Consider the following 16,487-nt stretch of genomic DNA (forward strand, 5'->3'; position numbering starts at 1 on the left):
CGTCTTCGAGAGGATGTGCTGTGAAGTATGGCAATAAGGATAATCGTCAAAGATCCGGATCCGGTGCTTCGGGAAAAAGCGAAGCCGGTACCGAAAATTACGCCCAATATTCATAAGCTGCTGGACGATATGGCCGACACGATGTACGACGCCGAAGGCGTCGGCTTGGCCGCGCCGCAGATCGGCATTTTAAAGCGCGTCATCGTCGTCGACGTGGGTGACGACAACGGTCTTATCGAAATGATCAATCCGGAAATCGTAAGCAAGGAAGGCGAGCAGCTCGGCCAAGAAGGGTGCCTCAGCATTCCCGGCTTGAGAGGCGACGTCAACCGGGCGATGAAAGTTACGGTAAAGGGGCTTGACCGCAATGGCGACGAAATCGTCATTACCGGCTCGGAGCTGCTGGCCAGAGCGTTTCAGCACGAGGTCGACCATCTGAACGGCGTCCTGTTCACCGACTTGGCGCAAAGCGTATACCGCGAAGAGGAACGGCAAAAAAAAGGCGAGGAGTGAAGACATGAACGTCGTTTTCATGGGAACGCCCGATTTTGCCGTTCCTTCCCTTAGAACGCTTCTTGACGAAGGCTATAACGTCGTAGCCGTCATTACGCAGCCCGACCGGCCAAAAGGGCGCAAGCGCGAATTGACGCCTACGCCGGTCAAAGCGGAAGCGCTGAAGCACGGCATCCCCGTGCTTCAGCCGCTTAAGCTGCGCGATCCCGTTTCCGTAGAGGATATACGCGGTTATAGCCCGGATCTGATCGTCACAGCGGCTTACGGGCAAATTTTGCCCAAGTCGGTTCTGACGATGCCGCGGCACGGCTGCATCAACGTCCACGGCTCGCTGTTGCCCAAATACCGGGGAGGCGCGCCGATCCAGCACGCGATCATGAAGGGCGAGCCGGTTACCGGCGTGACGATCATGTATATGGCCGAAGGACTCGATACCGGCGATATGATCAGCCGTGTGGAGATTCCGATAACGGACGAGGATACGACCGGCACGATTTTCGATAAAATGAGCTTGGCCGGAGCCGAATTGCTGCGCCGCACTTTGCCCGATCTTCTGGCAGGACGAATCGAGGCGGTTCCGCAAAACGACGCCGAAGCTACGTACGCGTCCAACATAAGCCGCGACGACGAACGAATCGATTGGTCGAAGAGATCGCTCGAGCTGTTCAATCAGATCAGAGGGCTGAATCCTATGCCGGGCGCATTTACGCTGCTGAACGGCGAGGTGTTCAAAGTATGGGCCAGCCTCAAGCCGGGAACGTCCGCAGCCCGCACGTCCGCAACGCCCGGAACCGTTCTGCAAATGACGGACGACGGACTCGAAGTGCGGACGGGCGACGGCTCCTTATGGCTGACGCATGTGCAGCCTGCCGGCAAAAAAGCGATGAGCGTATCCGATTTGAGGCGCGGCGCGCCGATCCCGCCGGGAACCGTATTGGGGGTTTGACCGAATTTGAAACCGAACGGGCAACAACATAAGAGCGGAACGGCCAAGCCGAGCAAGCCTAAAAGCCCGCGTACGAACGGGAATGACGGGAAGCTCGGCTCGAAGCCGCCTTCCGCGAGGGAGCTGGCTCTGGCGATACTTACCCGCGTAGATACCGAGAAGGCTTACAGCAATCTGCTGCTGAATCAGACGCTGCAGAAGTACCGGCCGGAGAAAACGGAGGCCGCTCTCGTCACCGAGTTAGTATACGGCACGATACAACGGAAAAATACGATCGATTTCTTTTTGGACCGGTTCATAGCCAAAGGAAGCGCGAAGCTGGAGGCATGGGTACGCATTTTGCTGCGGCTCAGCCTGTATCAGCTGCTTTATTTGGACCGGATCCCGGAGCATGCCGCCGTCAACGAGGCAGTCAATATCGCCAAGCGGAAAGGGCATTCGGGCATTTCGGGTATGGTAAACGGAGTGCTGCGCAACGCGATTCGCCGCAAAGCGGAGCTTCACGTCCCGGATTCGCTGGACCCGGTATCCCGCATCGCCTTGAAGGAATCCCACCCGCAGTGGCTTGTCGCCGACTGGGTACGGAGATTCGGCGCCGAAACGGCCGAACGGATGTGTCGGGCCAACAATGAGCCTCCTCGCGCCAGCGTGCGGGTCAATGCGCTAAAGCTCGCTCCGGAAGCGCTGCTCGCACGATTGACGGAAGCGGGATACGATGCCCGTCCGTCCGGTTTGTCCCCGAGAGGAATCGTGGTGGAGAGCGGCGGCAATATGGCGCTTACGCCGTGGTACGCGGGGGGAGAGCTGTCGATCCAGGACGAGAGCTCGATGCTCGTGGCCGAGATGGTCGATCCGCAGCCGGGCATGAACGTTTTGGACTGCTGTGCGGCGCCGGGCGGCAAGGCGGCTCACATGGCCGAGCTGATGAACGATACGGGCCGCGTGCTCGCTTGCGATTTGCACGAGCATAAACGGGAGCTGATCGAGGCGCAATCGAAACGGCTCGGTCTTCGGACGGTCGAGACGATGACGATCGATGCGAGAAAGCTGCCCGAGGCGCTCGGAGGGAAGCGGTTCGACCGCATTTTGCTGGACGCGCCATGCTCGGGGCTCGGCGTCATTCGCCGCAAGCCGGACATCAAGTGGGCCAAGCAGCCCGAGGATGTGACGGAGATCGCCAAGCTGCAAGCCGAGCTGCTTGCCGGTATAGCGGCTCTTCTCGCCCCCGGAGGCGTTCTCGTATACAGCACCTGCACGATTTCGGAGGAGGAAAACGAGCGGGTTATCCGACGCTTTCTTCTGGATAATCCCGATTTTTCGCTGGAGCAGCCTCCGAAGCGCTTATTGGAGCGTTTGCCGGAGGGAACAGTCGCAGCAGACGGTACGGTCACCGTGCTCCCGCACCTGTTCGGTTCCGACGGATTTTTCATCGCCAGGCTGCGCAAACGGACCGAATAGGAATGGGAAACGGCCGGAAACTTTAGCTGCGCGGCCGGTTATGCTAAAATGGATTAGAAACGCAGCGGATTCGCGAGGAGCGGGCCGCGCGTGTTATACCGATATGTGAAATTTATCAACGGGTAGGGATGTTTTTGCTGAAACCTTTAAAACCGTTAAAACCATTGGAGCCTTATGTGCCCGAGACTTTATCGGCCTATGACCTTTCCCTGGAGGACTGGCAGGCATGGCTGAAGGAAAACGGCGAACAGTCGTTCCGGGCGGGGCAAGTATTCGATTGGCTGTATGTCAAGAGGGTCGGTTCCTTCGAGGAAATGTCCAACTTGTCCAAAGCTTTGCGGGATAAGCTGACCTCACGCTTCAAATTCGTATCGCTCAAGGAAATTGCCCGTCAGGAGTCGAAAGACGGCACGGTCAAGTTCTTGTTCGAGCTGTCCGACAATAACGCTATCGAGACCGTCATCATGAAGCACGATTACGGCAACAGCGTATGCGTTACGACGCAGGTCGGCTGCCGGATCGGCTGCACGTTCTGCGCCTCCACGCTGGGCGGACTGAAGCGGAACCTGTCCTCCGGCGAGATCGTCGCACAGGTCGTACAAGCCCAGCGGCTGCTGGATGCGACCGGCGAGCGCGTCAGCAGCATCGTAATTATGGGAATCGGAGAGCCGTTCGAAAACTATGAGGCGATGCTCAAGTTTTTGAAGCTGATGAACCACGAGAAAGGTCTGAATATCGGGCAGCGCCACATCACGGTGTCTACTAGCGGTATCGTTCCGAATATTTACAAGTTCGCCGACGAAAATATGCAAATCAACTTGGCGATTTCGATCCATGCTCCCAACGACGAGCTGCGCTCCAAGCTGATGCCCGTCAACAGGCGTTATCCGTTCGCGGAGCTGGTAGAGGCGTGCAAATATTATTTGCGTACGACGGGAAGGCGCATTACGTTCGAGTACGCTCTTATGGGCGGCGTGAACGATGCCGCGGAGCACGCTCAGGAGCTGGCGTCGGTGCTGAAGGACATGCTGCCGCTTGCCCACGTCAATCTGATTCCGGTCAACTTCGTGCTGGAGCGGGATTTCAAACGAACGGAGCGGGACGATATATTCGCATTCCAGCGTATTCTGGAAAAGCAGAATATCCCCGCGACGATCCGTCGGGAGCACGGCAGCGACATTGCCGCGGCTTGCGGCCAACTGCGCGCGCAGCACATGGAATCACAGTGAGGTGAGGGGAACATGCAAACGGCGCATCGTACGGATGCCGGACTCATCCGTCTGATCAACGAAGACCGGGCCGCGGTGAGAAACGAGTGGAACGGGTTTACCCTCGCTATCGTCGCGGACGGCATGGGCGGCCACCAGGCCGGAGAAATCGCCAGTCAGATGGCGATCGAGCTCGTCGAGACGGAAATGCGGACGGTCGGCACGGATATGACGGTGGAGGAGCGGAAAGAAGCGGTACGCCTCGCTATCGCAAAGGCGAACGATACGGTATTCGAATTCGCCTCCAAGCAAGCCCGTTACCAGGGGATGGGCACGACCGTTGTAGCCGCGCTGGCGACGTCCTACGATTTGGTTATCGGACATATCGGCGACAGCCGGGCTTATCTCGTATCGGGCGATTCGATCCGGCAATTGACGGAGGACCACTCGCTAGTGAACGAGCTGATCAAGACCGGCCAGATTACGCCGGAGGAAGCGAACGTCCATCCGCTGCGCAATGTCGTGACCCGGGCGTTGGGTACGGATAAGCAGGTCGAGGTCGACGTCATCCATAATGCTTGGCGGAACGGGGACATTCTGCTTCTGTGCAGCGACGGTCTTAGCGGACTTGTCGAGGAGCGGGAATTGTTCGAGATTATCGCGGCCCGGGAAGATTTGCAGTGGAAGGTGGATAAGCTTGTCGGTCGCGCGCTCGAGGAAGGCGGCGGAGACAATATTACGGTTGTGCTGCTCTCCAACGACGACGCTCAAAGCGCGTACGGAACGAACGATGCGGAAAGGAGGGGTGATGCATGATCGGTCACGTGCTGGGAGGACGATACGAGATTCTCGACCGCATCGGCGGCGGCGGAATGGCACTGGTTTACAAAGGACATGATATATTACTCAATCGGAAAGTCGCCGTCAAGGTGCTGCGCCAGCAGTACGTGCACGACGAAGAATTCATCCGCCGGTTTCGCAGGGAGGCCCAAGCCGCCGCATCGTTGTCGCATCCGAACGTAGTGAGCATTTACGATGTCGGCCAGGAAGAAGAAATACATTTCATCGTGATGGAATACGTCGAGGGCAAGACGCTGAACGACTTGATCAAGGAGCGGGCCCCCCTTCCCGTCGAAGAATCGATCCGGATCGCCGGTCAAATATGCGACGCGCTCGATCATGCGCACCATAATCAGATCATCCATCGCGATATCAAACCCCACAATATTTTGATCGGCAAAAACGGACGCGTCAAGGTGACCGATTTCGGCATCGCCCGCGCCGCGGACGCCTCGCAAATTACCCAGACCGGCTCGGTCGTCGGCTCGGTTCATTATTTTTCCCCGGAGCATGCCAAAGGAACGTTGACCGGAGCGCAATCCGACCTGTATTCGTTAGGCATCGTCCTGTACCAGATGCTGACGGGGCGGCTTCCTTTTCTCGGCGAGAGCCCGATCAGCGTAGCGCTGAAGCATTTGCAGGAAGATGTGGAGGAGCCCCGCAAAGTAAATCCGCTCATCCCGCAAAGCGTCGAAAATATCATATTGAAATCGATGCGCAAAAAGCCGGAAGAACGATACCGCTCGGCCAAAGAGATGATGCAGGATTTCGATACGTGCTTGACGCCCGAGCGCCGAAACGAACCGAAGATCACGTTTACTTCACCCGAGTACGACGATTATGACGATAACGAGAAGACGAGGGTACTCCCGGCGATTCGCGCCGATCATTACGTCCAGGATACGCCGGACGAGGACGAACCCGAGCCGGCGCGCAAGAAGAAGGGCTGGGTAAAGCCGGTCATCTGGACGTTCGTCATCTTGCTGCTGCTCGCGCTAATGTATATGGGGGTCCGTTATGTGAAGCAATCGCTCGAGGTTCCCGAGACGGACATTCCGAATGTTGTCGGCATGCCGGTGAAGGAGGCCGAGGAGAAGCTGAAGGCGCTCCAGCTGCAAACCAAGGTCGTCACGCAGACGAATGCGCAGGTCGCCAAAGATATCGTCATCCAGCAGGACCCGACGCCGGTGCGTGTCAAAATCAACAATTTGGTTACGCTGTACGTCAGTCTGGGACCGGAAAAGCAAAAAATGCCGGACTGGAAAGGCAAAAAGGTTGGCGATGTGATCAAAACCGAGCTCGTCCGACTAGGTATCGCCGAGTCGCAGATCGAGCAGAAGGAAGCGTCCGGCAACGAAGAGCCCGGGACGATTTTGACGCAAACCCCGGCACCCGACGAGGAATTCGATCCGAAGACGGTCGCCATCAAGCTGACGGTCAGCAAAGGCAGAGATCAATTCCCTATGCCGGATCTCATCGGATTGACCGAAGCGGAGGCACAGTCGAGGGCGAAGCTGAACGACTTGAAGCTGATCGTGGAGCAAGCGGGCACCTATAAGCAGCCTAGGGGAAAAGTATACGACCAATTCCCGTTCAAGCCGAAGGACAACGTATCGCCGGGAGCGGAAGTGAAAATATTCGTCAGCACCGGATATCCGGCCGACGCGAAAGAAGTGACCGTCTCCAAGGTCATTCCGCCGGCGGAAAAAGGCAAGGAAAGCACGATCGAAATTATATACAGCGACGCTCGCGGCGATGAGATCAAGTGGGGCAATCCGCGTAAAATTACCGATGCGCAAACGTTCGACATCCAACTGGTATTGTCTCCCGGCAAGGACGGTTCGATCACGTATATGCGCGACGGCAAGAGGTACGATGTCGATACGGTGCCATATTCGGGCAAGACGAGTTCCTCGACGGGCAATAACGGCGCTACCCCGCCGGGAAGCGGCGGACAACAGCAGCAGGGCGGAACGCAGCAGGGCGGTGCGGGCTCGGGTACCGGAACGAGCGGCACTACCGGAGCAACGAGTGGCGGTACGACCGGAACGACCGGCGCCAACAAGCCTGCTTCCGGCACTGTCCAGTCGGGCGGAACGACGGGCGGATCCCAAACGCCGCCCACGGGTACGACTACGCCGACGGGAGGAACAAACTGAATGCCCGAAGGCGTAATCGTGAAAGCGTTGAGCGGCTACTATTATGTATTACCCGCGCAGGCGGAAGCCGAACCGATCCAATGCCGGGCCCGAGGCATTTTCAAGAAAAAAGGAATTACCCCTCTAGTCGGTGACCGGGTCATGTATGAGGTTACGGAAAACGGCGAAGGAACGGTCGATGTGGTACTGCCTCGCACGACGGAGCTGATCCGTCCCCCGGTGGCGAATGTCGATCAAGCGGTGCTCGCATTCTCGCTCGCGGAGCCGGCTCTCAATCTGCAGCTGCTGGACAAATTTTTGGTGCATACGGAGAAGGCCGGACTCGAGACGCTTATTTGCCTGACGAAGCGCGATCTGCTTACGGAGGATGGATTGCTGGACGACCGATCGCAGGAGCAGCCCGCTTTGGACGAAGTAAAACGGTTATATGAAGGTATCGGGTATACGGTGCTGGTAACGAGCACGAGGACAAAGGAAGGCATAGCCGAAGCGCGTTCCCGATTGGCGGACCGGACCAGCGTCTTCTCCGGACAATCCGGCGTCGGCAAATCTTCGCTAGTAAATGCTCTCGTACCCGGACTTTCGTTGGAAACGAATGAAATCAGCTCGAAGCTGGGACGGGGGAAGCATACGACCCGGCACGTGGAGCTGATCGCTCTCGAAGGAAACGGAGGCGGACTCGTCGCCGATACCCCGGGCTTCAGCCAGCTCGATTTTTTGCAGATCGAAGTGGATGAGCTGTCCTCCTGCTTCGTGGAAATGAAGCGCGCTTCCTCCGGTTGCAAATTTCGCGGCTGTCTGCATCAGCACGAGCCGGGCTGCCGCGTATTGGCGGCGGTGGAGAACGGGGAAATCGCGTCGAGCCGCTACAAGCATTACCTCGTTTTTTTGCAGGAAATGAAAGAACGGAAACGGAGGTATTGACAGATGGCGGATTTGATAATTGCTCCTTCGATTTTGTCCGCGGATTTCGCCAAGCTGGGCGAAGAAATCCGCGATGTCGAGCAGGGAGGGGCGGACTGGATCCACGTAGATGTCATGGACGGGCACTTCGTGCCTAACATCACGCTCGGACCGCCGATTGTACAGGCGATACGCCCGCATACGCAGCTGACGCTGGACGTTCATCTGATGATTTCCAGACCGGACGACTATATCCGCGCCTTCGCTCAGGCCGGCGCAGACTATATTTCCGTACATGTCGAAGCTTGCACGCATTTGCACCGTACGGTCCAACTGATCAAAAGCGAGGGAGCCAAAGCCGGTGTCGTGCTCAATCCGGCGACTCCTCTCGCGACTTTGGAGCATATTGTCGAGGATATCGATCTCGTCCTGCTTATGACGGTTAATCCCGGCTTCGGGGGCCAGCGCTTTATCCCGTCGAGCGTGCCGAAAATTTCGCTGCTGAGAAGGCTGCTGGACGAACGCGGACTCGGACACGTGCATGTAGAGGTTGACGGAGGGGTCAACGAGGATACGGCGCCGCTCGTACGTCAGGCAGGCGCGAACGTGCTTGTCGCGGGGAATGCCGTATTTGCGCAGGACGATCGCGGGAGAGCCATTTCCCGCATTCGCAGCGCAGCCGGAACGGGAGGAAAGCTCTTGTGAGGAAGACCTTGATGCTGCTGCTCTGCAGTTTTTTGGCCGGGCATCTGCTATTGATTTTTTCGTGGCATGAATTTTCTATTTTTCGTTACATTTACTCGCTCGGCGCCCTGTTTATCGGCATCTATTATTTCAAATCGTTCGAATCCAAAGGATTGCGCATCAGCTTCGTGCTGATGTCGCTCGTATTTTGGGTGCTGCTCACGGTCGTATACGTCGCTGTGGGCAAAATCCCGATCCTGAATCTCGAACCCCCGGGATTGAAAGTAGAATAGCAACACGCGCCTTCGCGGTATGTTTTCCGGCAGGGCCGCATATAAATGACTACAAGAGTTGCCGCTCTTGTAGTTTTTTTGTCCGGGTCTTCACCTTTTCCGCAGGCGGCGAATAAGCTAAAGTCACGAGGTGAATCCGCGCGGCGGCGCGTAAAACGGGACAACGGCGGGCAATCGGGGCCGCGCGGAACATGCGAGGGAGGGGTAGAAATGAAATTTTATACGATTAAGCTACCGAGATTTCTGGGCGGTATGGTGAAAGCGATTTTGAACTCGTTTAGCAAAAGCTGATTTCTTCGGCCGGCCCGAAGACCCGAAGAAGGGAATTGAAGTACGACCGGCGACAAACAAAGACAGCATGCATCGTGCATACTTGCGTCTACCGTCGGATTCGCTCCATTGCGGGCGCGTACGTCGTCCGGTGCCGGCAGCGCCGCGCCTTGAAGCGGAATCGTCCAAGCGGGCGCATCGCTTCACTGGGCGCCGGGGGCGGTAGGAACGAAAAAAAAGCACCTTGTAACGGGTGCTTTTTGTCTATTCGCCTCGATCGATCGTGAAGCGACGTTTCCGGACGAATGCTTACACGCGCTCGACAAGGCCGGATTTCAGAGCACGGGCGCTTACATAAACGCGTTTCGGCTTGCCGTTAACCATAATGCGCACTTTTTGCACGTTAACGCCCCAGGTCCGTTTGTTGTGGTTGTTAGCATGGGACACGTGGTTGCCTTGGCGCGGGCTTTTGCCAGTAATAAAACATTTGCGGGACATGAATTACACCTCCTGAAAGCAATCATACCGAACACATACCCCAATATATTAGCATATGCCGTGTAGCCGCGTCAATTCCATGCTCTGCGGTTTTTGCATTTCTTTCTTTTGTCGATTATAGTAAAATGGAAGAAACGTTCCGCAATTATGCGAATCAAGTTGCCAGTCGCGTAGAAATCGATAGCAGCACAGATACGGATCGGGGAGGAATTTCGGCATGTCCATGCAGATCGACAACGAATGGGGTAAAATAATCGTTTCGAACGATTGTATAGCGGTACTGGCCGGACAGGCCGCATTGGATTGCTACGGATTGGTCGGCATGGCTTCGCGCAAGCAGCTGAAGGACGGCATTTCCGAGCTGCTCGGCCGCGAGAATTTGAGCCGTGGCGTCGAGGTCCGGACGGAGACGGACGGGGTGCATATCGAGCTGCACATTATCGTCAGCTACGGAACGAAAATTTCCGAGGTCGCGCACAACGTACAATCCAAAGTCAAATATGTGCTGAACGAGGTAGTCGGTTTGAAAGCCGATTTCGTGGACATAGTCGTGCAAGGCGTGCGTATCGCGCGCTAAGGCGGGCAACAAACGGCAAGCCGAGATGTATTCCGAGGGATGGGGGAGTTTTTTCTTGAGTAAGCGCTTTAAAAAGCTGAATGGCTCAAATTTTACCAACATGATGATCAAAGGCGCCGAAGCTTTACACGCCAATGTGGGAAACGTCAACGCCTTGAATGTATTTCCCGTACCGGACGGAGACACGGGAACGAACATGAATATGACATTGACTTCCGGTGTGGAGGAACTTAAGAAAAAGACGTCCCCGCATATCGGCAAATCGGCCGAAGCGCTGTCGAAAGGGCTGCTGATGGGAGCCCGCGGCAATTCCGGGGTTATTTTGTCGCAATTGTTCCGAGGCTTCGCCAAGGCGGTTCAGGATGCGGAAGAAATTGATGTGCAGCAGTTTGCCGCCGCCCTTCAGCAGGGCGTGGACACGGCTTACAAGGCGATTCTGAAGCCGGTCGAAGGGACGATCCTGACGGTCGCCCGCGAAGCGGCCAAGCATGGCTTGGCTTCCGTCCGTCGCAGCGGGGATATCGGAGAGCTGATGCGGGAGGTGCTGGCCAAGGCCAAGGAAGCTTTGGCGAAAACCCCGGAGCAGCTGCCGGTGCTCAAGCAGGTCGGAGTCGTAGATGCCGGCGGACAAGGCCTCGTACTGATCTATGAAGGATTCGTCGCCGCTTTGAACGGGGAAATGCCGGCAGGGAACGGTTCGATCGTGGCCGCGGGAAGCGTTCCCGGCAGCGTTACATTAGAGCATATCCACGCGCAAGCTCATATGGCGACCGAGGATATCGAATTCGGGTATTGCACCGAATTCATGATCCGTCTGGAGCCGGGAAAGACGACGGGAACGGTATTCGATGAGCCGTCGTTCCGGGACGAGATGGAGCGGCACGGCGATTCCGTGCTCGTCGTGGCCGACGACGACCTGGTGAAGGTGCATCTTCATTCGGAGCACCCGGGCGAAGTGCTGACACTGGCGCAGCGATACGGCGATCTGGTGAAGATCAAAATCGACAATATGCGGGAACAGCATTCCCATATCGTGGAAGGAAGCGCAGACCAAGCCGCAAAGGCCGTTCAGGTCCATGAGGCGTCCAAGCCTGCTTCTGCCGCGGAGTCCGTAAAGCCGTTCGGTTTCGTGGCCGTCGCGGCCGGAGAAGGAATAGCGGCGATTTTCAAAAACTTGGGCGCGGACGTCGTCCTGTCGGGCGGTCAGACGATGAATCCTAGTACGGAAGACATTGTCGGCGCCATCGAGAAGGTTCGGGCTGAAACGGTGTTCGTGCTGCCGAACAACTCCAATATCGTGCTTGCGGCACAGCAAGCGCGCGATTTGATGGAGCGCGCCGTCCTCGTTTTGCCGACGAAGACGATTCCGCAAGGGATATCGGCCATGCTGGCGTTCCAAGCGAAAGCCACGGCGGAACGGAATGCCGCTTCGATGGAAGAAGCGATCGGCGCCGTTCAATCGGGACAAGTGACTTATGCGGTCCGGGATTCGCAAATCGACGGGATCGACATTCGCGAAGGCGACTACCTCGGCATTCATAACAACAAAATCGTCGTCTCCGGCCCGGACCTGCTCGATACGTGCCGCAAGCTGCTGGACAGCATGATGGCGCAAGGCGGCGAAGTCGTATCGGTTATGACCGGCGAGGAAGCATCCGAAGCGGATACGGTCCGGCTCGCGGAAATCGTCGAGGAGACTTACCCCGACGCGGAGCTGGAAGTGCTCGCGGGCGGACAGCCGCTCTATTATTATTTGTTCTCGGTTGAATAAATTCAGCAATGGGAAGAGGGGACGCCGATGGCGAACGTCCGAATCGTAACGGACAGCACGTCCGATATTCCGGAATCGGTCCGGAAGCAATACGGCATCGAAATGGTGCCCTTGAAAGTGCATTTCGGCGCTGAGACGTTCTACGACGCCGTAACGATCCAGCCCGACCAATTTTATGACAAGCTGACGTCATCCGCGACGCTGCCTACGACATCCCAACCGTCCCCGGCCGATTTTCTGGACGTGTACAAAAAACTGGGCACCGATCCGGAGACGGAAATCATATCGATTCATCTTTCCTCCGCCCTTAGCGGGACTTATCAATCGGCGGTACTGGCCAAATCGATTCTGGACAGCAATACGAACGTGTCGGTCGTCGATTCGAAATCGGCCTCGTATGGAATAGGCTTGTTGGTCGTGGAAGCGGCCAAAGCGGCCAAGGAAGGGAAGAGCCGGGACGAAATTTTGGCGCAGCTCGAGAAGCTGCGGCAGGAAACCCGCATCTACTTCCTCGTCGGCACGCTGGACTATTTGCAAAAAGGCGGGCGAATCGGCAAAGCGGCCGCACTGTTCGGGTCGCTGCTGAATATTAAGCCTATCCTGACGATAGATACCGAGGGCGAAGTATCTTCTGTGGATAAAGTACGGGGAAGCAAAAAGGCGATGGGCCGCATTATTGAAATGTTGAAGGCGGACTTCGGCGACCGGAAGCTGCATATGACCGTGGCGCACGCCAAAACCAAGGAATCGGCCGATGAATTTACCGAGCTGCTGCGCGCCAATTTCAACATTGCCGAATGGACCTTTACGGATGTCGGTCCAGTAATCGGCACCCACGCGGGGCCCGGTACGGTGGCCGCGTTCGCGAGACCGGCGCCATGAGTACGGATTTGCATGCTCTCCCCGTCCGGTCCGTCTCCGGCGTCACTCCGGCCAAGGCGAAGGAACTGGAGGCGCTCGGAATCGACTCGGTCGCCCGCCTGCTCGAATATTATCCGTTCCGGTACGAGGACTATCGGATACGCGATCTGACCGGCGTGAAGGACGGGGAGAAAATAACGATTCAAGGCAAAATATACAGCGAGCCGAGCGTGCAAATGTATGGGCGCACCAAATCGCGCATGACGTGCAAAGTATATGCGGACCCGTTATTCATATCGACCGTCTGGTTCAACCGGCATTTCATGAAGGACAAGCTGAAAGCGGGACAGGAAATCGTATTGACGGGAAAATGGGACGGCCGCAGGCTGCAGCTTACCGTTGCCGAGTCGGAGTTTCCGGGAGGAAGCTCGTCTCAGTCGGGAACGCTGCAGCCTGTTTATTCGATTACGGGCGGAATTACGCAAAAATGGATGCGCAAGACGGTGCACCAGGCGCTTACCCAGTTCGGTGCGCTCGTAGCGGAAGCGATTCCCGCGGAAATCGCCGACAAATACGACTTCATGGCCCGCAAGCAAGCGGTGTACCGGATTCACCATCCGGACGATGTCGAGGAAGGCAAAAAAGCCCGGAGGCGGCTCGTTTACGAGGAGCTGTTTTTTTTCCAGCTGAAGCTGCAGGCGTTCCGCGCCATTCAACGGAAGCGTGCGGACGGAGTGGCCCATGTATTCGATAATGAGGACGTCCGCCAATTCGTCCGGTCGCTTCCGTTCAAGCTGACCGACTCGCAGAAAAAAGTGATCGCGGAAATTTTGCACGACTTGAAGGAACCATACTGCATGAACAGGCTGCTGCAGGGCGATGTCGGCGCGGGCAAAACGGTGGTGGCGGCCGCAGCTTTGTTCGCGACCGTCAAGGCGGGCTGTCAAGGCGCGCTCATGGTGCCGACGGAAATATTGGCCGAACAACATAAACGGTCGCTCGAACGGTTATTCGAGCCGTATGGCATCCAGGTCGGCCTGCTCACCGGCAGCCTGACCGACCGACAACGGCGGGATACGATCAACTCGCTGCATATGGGGCTCATCGACGTAGTCGTCGGTACGCACGCGCTCATTCAGGACGACGTGCTGTTCCGCAAGCTCGGACTCGTCGTAACGGACGAGCAGCACCGTTTCGGCGTCAACCAGCGCAGCGTGCTGCGGCGCAAGGGGATGAACCCGGACGTGCTGACGATGACGGCGACGCCGATTCCGCGCACACTGGCGATAACCGCCTTCGGCGATCTGGACGTGTCGACGCTCCGGGAGCTGCCTAAGGGCCGTAAACCGATCAAGACGTATTCGGTCGAACACGATAAGCTCGAACGCGTGGTCGGCTTTATCCGGCGCGAGGTGGCCTCAGGCAGGCAAGCCTATGTCATTTGTCCGCTGATCGAGGAGTCGGACAAGCTGGATGTGCAAAATGCGATCGATGTGCATGCGCAAATGTCCCACGCATTCCCCGAATTTCGCGTTGGCTTGCTTCATGGCCGCATGCATCCGCAGGAGAAGGACGAGGTCATGAGGGCGTTCAAGGACAATGAAGTGCAAGTGCTCGTCTCCACTACGGTTATCGAAGTAGGGGTCGATGTTCCGAATGCGACGATGATGGTGATATACGATGCCGTACGGTTCGGCCTGTCGCAGCTCCATCAGCTGAGAGGGCGCGTCGGCCGTGGGGAGCATCAATCCTACTGCATTCTGATCGCCGATCCGAAGAACGAGACGGCGAAGGAACGGCTGAAGGTGATGACCGAGACGAACGACGGCTTCGAGATCGCCCGCCGCGATTTGGAGCTGCGGGGGCCCGGCGACTTTTTCGGAACGAAGCAAAGCGGCCTGCCGGAATTCAAGCTGGCCGACATGATGAGCGACTTCGAAGTGATGGAGATGGCTCGCGACGATACGGCCGAGCTGGTGGCGAAGCCCGGGTTCTGGACGTCGGCGGAGACGCTGCCTTTGCGCGAGTTTTTGCACAGGGAGCAAATTTTGGATGGGGAACAGTTGGATTGAGCTATTGCAAAGCCCGGGCACTCGGGCTTTTTTGCTTTTATGCGCGCCTAGCCCCCGAATAGGCAATCGGTCTGAATCTCGGAATATGTAACAAATTCGGTTTCTCGTTTGTCTTATGGGTAAAACAAACGAGGTGATCCCATGAACAGATACGATGCGGCCGTGATCGGCGGAGGAATTACGGGGTTGACGGCATCCATTTATTTGAGAAAAGCAGGATTGTCGGTTATTGTGCTGGAAAAATCGGAGCTTTTGGGCGGCAGGGCCAAAACCGTGAAGAAAGATCATGCCTTGATGAACTTGGGGGTCCATGCGCTCTATCTGGATGGAGAAGCGGAAGAAGTTCTCAAGGAGCTGAACATTAACTTAACAGGAGCTTGCCCGCCAGCCTCGGCCATCGCCGTCTGGAATAAGAAGTCCTATCCTTTTCCGGCCGGCCCTCTCGCTTTGATGTCATCCAAACTATTCGATTTCGCGGGTAAACTGGATTTAGCCAAAATGATGATCAAGCTGCCCAAAACGGATCCGCGGCAAATGGACAACATGAGTATGCGAGAATGGGTGGAGAAAGAAATTCGGGATCCGATGGTCCGGCATGCCATCTATGCGGTCAGTCGGTCCAATACCTTCGTGCCGCATCCCGATCTTCTATCGGCAGGACCCGCGATCAGACAATTGCAGCGCACTTTGTCAGGGAAGGCGTTTTACGTGGAAAGGGGCTGGGGAGCTCTGGTCGAGCATTTGGAAGAAATCGCTTTGCAAACCGGAGTTGCCATTGCTACCCGCAAACACGTCGTTGAAATTGCGCATAACGGAAAAGTCTGCGGAGTACGTTTGAAAAATGATGAAACGATTCAGGTTTCGAACGTAATCGTTGCCGGAGGGCCGGGAGATGGATATGGGCTTGTCCCGAACGCCGAGCATACGAGCATGGCCAAGTGGAAAAATCAAGCAAGGCCGATTAAAGCCGCCTGCCTCGATGTAGTGTTGCGGAAGCTGCCAAAGCCAAAGCCCTCATTCATCGCGGGATTTTGGCTGGACCAGCCCATTTTCTATAACAATCCCTCCTCCGTTGTCAACATGAGCAGTGACGGATCAGTCGTGATCCATATGATCAAGCACCTTGGGGTGCATCCTGGCGAGCCCAGAGAGGACGAACGTCAGCTGGAACAGGCGCTGGATATGGTACAGCCAGGGTGGCGGCAAGAAGAGCTTGCCCGACAGTTTCTGCCTGCCATGACGGTAACCCATCATTTCCCGACAGTCGATTCGGCCGATTGCTGCTGCGGTCCTGATGTTCCTGAAATCCGCGGCTTGTATGTTGCAGGAGATTGGACCGGGAGAGGCGAAATGCTTGCGGACGCGGCACTGGCCAGCGCCAAAAGAGCAGCCGGAGCTGTCATTCGGGAGCATTACCGCACAAGTTCTTGACAG

At 56.7% G+C, this 16,487-nt stretch carries 16 protein-coding genes; 15 read left to right on the forward strand and 1 reads right to left on the reverse strand.

The genetic code is table 11. The annotated features are described in order from the left end of the window. Positions 1 to 27: 27 nt before the first annotated feature. From def to spoVM, 10 genes are all read left to right on the forward strand, one after another. A complete protein-coding gene (def, locus tag FE784_RS06625) occupies positions 28 to 513 on the forward strand; it encodes a peptide deformylase (RefSeq protein WP_139601348.1) in 486 nt (161 codons plus the stop codon). Positions 514 to 517: 4 nt separating this feature from the next. Continuing rightward, a complete protein-coding gene (gene fmt, locus FE784_RS06630; protein WP_139601349.1) occupies positions 518 to 1,459 on the forward strand; it encodes a methionyl-tRNA formyltransferase in 942 nt (313 codons plus the stop codon). A gap of 6 nt (positions 1,460 to 1,465) precedes the next feature. Next, positions 1,466 to 2,917, forward strand: coding sequence for a 16S rRNA (cytosine(967)-C(5))-methyltransferase RsmB (gene rsmB, locus FE784_RS06635; protein ID WP_139601350.1), 1,452 nt, complete (start codon positions 1,466 to 1,468; stop codon positions 2,915 to 2,917). Positions 2,918 to 3,054: 137 nt separating this feature from the next. Then, positions 3,055 to 4,146 carry a dual-specificity RNA methyltransferase RlmN gene (gene rlmN, locus FE784_RS06640; RefSeq protein WP_246131930.1) on the forward strand — a complete coding sequence of 364 codons (1,092 nt, stop codon included), beginning with the start codon at positions 3,055 to 3,057 and terminating at the stop codon, positions 4,144 to 4,146. Positions 4,147 to 4,158: 12 nt separating this feature from the next. Then, positions 4,159 to 4,941: a Stp1/IreP family PP2C-type Ser/Thr phosphatase gene (locus tag FE784_RS06645; RefSeq protein WP_139601352.1), complete on the forward strand. Its 783-nt coding sequence runs from the start codon at positions 4,159 to 4,161 to the stop codon at positions 4,939 to 4,941. Then, positions 4,938 to 7,124 carry a Stk1 family PASTA domain-containing Ser/Thr kinase gene (gene pknB / locus FE784_RS06650; protein ID WP_139601353.1) on the forward strand — a complete coding sequence of 729 codons (2,187 nt, stop codon included), beginning with the start codon at positions 4,938 to 4,940 and terminating at the stop codon, positions 7,122 to 7,124. The genes FE784_RS06645 and pknB overlap by 4 nt, the downstream gene beginning before the upstream one ends. Continuing rightward, the gene (gene rsgA / locus FE784_RS06655; protein ID WP_139601354.1) at positions 7,125 to 8,048 is read left to right on the forward strand and encodes a ribosome small subunit-dependent GTPase A; all 924 of its coding nucleotides are present in this window, start codon (positions 7,125 to 7,127) and stop codon (positions 8,046 to 8,048) included. A gap of 3 nt (positions 8,049 to 8,051) precedes the next feature. Next, positions 8,052 to 8,732: a ribulose-phosphate 3-epimerase gene (rpe, locus tag FE784_RS06660; protein ID WP_139601355.1), complete on the forward strand. Its 681-nt coding sequence runs from the start codon at positions 8,052 to 8,054 to the stop codon at positions 8,730 to 8,732. Further along, the gene (locus tag FE784_RS06665; protein ID WP_139601356.1) at positions 8,729 to 9,004 is read left to right on the forward strand and encodes a hypothetical protein; all 276 of its coding nucleotides are present in this window, start codon (positions 8,729 to 8,731) and stop codon (positions 9,002 to 9,004) included. Before rpe ends, FE784_RS06665 begins: the two co-directional genes overlap by 4 nt. 210 nt (positions 9,005 to 9,214) lie before the next feature. Next, on the forward strand, positions 9,215 to 9,295 hold the full coding sequence (gene spoVM / locus FE784_RS06670) for a stage V sporulation protein SpoVM (RefSeq protein ID WP_138878267.1): 81 nt from the start codon (positions 9,215 to 9,217) through the stop codon (positions 9,293 to 9,295). Between the two features lie 288 nt (positions 9,296 to 9,583). On the opposite strand, the gene rpmB is transcribed toward spoVM, so the two are convergent. Then, positions 9,584 to 9,772, reverse strand: coding sequence for a 50S ribosomal protein L28 (rpmB, locus tag FE784_RS06675; protein WP_139601357.1), 189 nt, complete (start codon positions 9,770 to 9,772; stop codon positions 9,584 to 9,586). A gap of 217 nt (positions 9,773 to 9,989) precedes the next feature. Here rpmB and FE784_RS06680 point away from each other — a divergent pair, with 217 nt between their 5' ends. The 5 genes from FE784_RS06680 to FE784_RS06700 all read left to right on the forward strand — a co-directional run bounded on the left by FE784_RS06680 (position 9,990) and on the right by FE784_RS06700 (position 16,484). Beyond that, positions 9,990 to 10,349, forward strand: coding sequence for an Asp23/Gls24 family envelope stress response protein (locus FE784_RS06680; protein ID WP_139601358.1), 360 nt, complete (start codon positions 9,990 to 9,992; stop codon positions 10,347 to 10,349). 55 nt (positions 10,350 to 10,404) lie between these two features. Beyond that, positions 10,405 to 12,120 (forward strand): DAK2 domain-containing protein, encoded by a 1,716-nt coding sequence (locus tag FE784_RS06685; protein WP_139601359.1) that lies wholly within the window; start codon positions 10,405 to 10,407, stop codon positions 12,118 to 12,120. Positions 12,121 to 12,147: 27 nt separating this feature from the next. Next, the gene (locus FE784_RS06690) at positions 12,148 to 13,002 is read left to right on the forward strand and encodes a DegV family protein (protein WP_139601360.1); all 855 of its coding nucleotides are present in this window, start codon (positions 12,148 to 12,150) and stop codon (positions 13,000 to 13,002) included. Continuing rightward, the gene (recG, locus tag FE784_RS06695) at positions 12,999 to 15,053 is read left to right on the forward strand and encodes an ATP-dependent DNA helicase RecG (RefSeq protein ID WP_139601361.1); all 2,055 of its coding nucleotides are present in this window, start codon (positions 12,999 to 13,001) and stop codon (positions 15,051 to 15,053) included. The genes FE784_RS06690 and recG overlap by 4 nt, the downstream gene beginning before the upstream one ends. A gap of 141 nt (positions 15,054 to 15,194) precedes the next feature. Continuing rightward, positions 15,195 to 16,484, forward strand: a complete 1,290-nt coding sequence (locus tag FE784_RS06700) for a phytoene desaturase family protein (RefSeq protein ID WP_139601362.1) — start codon at positions 15,195 to 15,197, stop codon at positions 16,482 to 16,484. Positions 16,485 to 16,487: the final 3 nt, after the last annotated feature.

It is taken from the genome of Paenibacillus hemerocallicola, assembly GCF_006265175.1.
Taxonomy (GTDB): Bacteria; Bacillota; Bacilli; order Paenibacillales; family NBRC-103111; genus Paenibacillus_AB; species Paenibacillus_AB hemerocallicola.

Excerpts from the sequence above, each read along its gene's own strand:
- def (WP_139601348.1), top strand. The coding sequence starts at position 28 with ATGGCAATAAGGATAATCGTCAAAGATCCGGATCCGGTGCTTCGGGAA.
- fmt (WP_139601349.1), top strand. The coding sequence starts at position 518 with ATGAACGTCGTTTTCATGGGAACGCCCGATTTTGCCGTTCCTTCCCTT.
- FE784_RS06645 (WP_139601352.1), top strand. The coding sequence starts at position 4,159 with ATGCAAACGGCGCATCGTACGGATGCCGGACTCATCCGTCTGATCAAC.
- pknB (WP_139601353.1), top strand. The coding sequence starts at position 4,938 with ATGATCGGTCACGTGCTGGGAGGACGATACGAGATTCTCGACCGCATC.
- rsgA (WP_139601354.1), top strand. The coding sequence starts at position 7,125 with ATGCCCGAAGGCGTAATCGTGAAAGCGTTGAGCGGCTACTATTATGTA.
- rpe (WP_139601355.1), top strand. The coding sequence starts at position 8,052 with ATGGCGGATTTGATAATTGCTCCTTCGATTTTGTCCGCGGATTTCGCC.
- spoVM (WP_138878267.1), top strand. The coding sequence starts at position 9,215 with ATGAAATTTTATACGATTAAGCTACCGAGATTTCTGGGCGGTATGGTG.
- rpmB (WP_139601357.1), bottom strand. The coding sequence starts at position 9,772 with ATGTCCCGCAAATGTTTTATTACTGGCAAAAGCCCGCGCCAAGGCAAC.
- FE784_RS06680 (WP_139601358.1), top strand. The coding sequence starts at position 9,990 with ATGTCCATGCAGATCGACAACGAATGGGGTAAAATAATCGTTTCGAAC.
- FE784_RS06690 (WP_139601360.1), top strand. The coding sequence starts at position 12,148 with ATGGCGAACGTCCGAATCGTAACGGACAGCACGTCCGATATTCCGGAA.
- recG (WP_139601361.1), top strand. The coding sequence starts at position 12,999 with ATGAGTACGGATTTGCATGCTCTCCCCGTCCGGTCCGTCTCCGGCGTC.
- FE784_RS06700 (WP_139601362.1), top strand. The coding sequence starts at position 15,195 with ATGAACAGATACGATGCGGCCGTGATCGGCGGAGGAATTACGGGGTTG.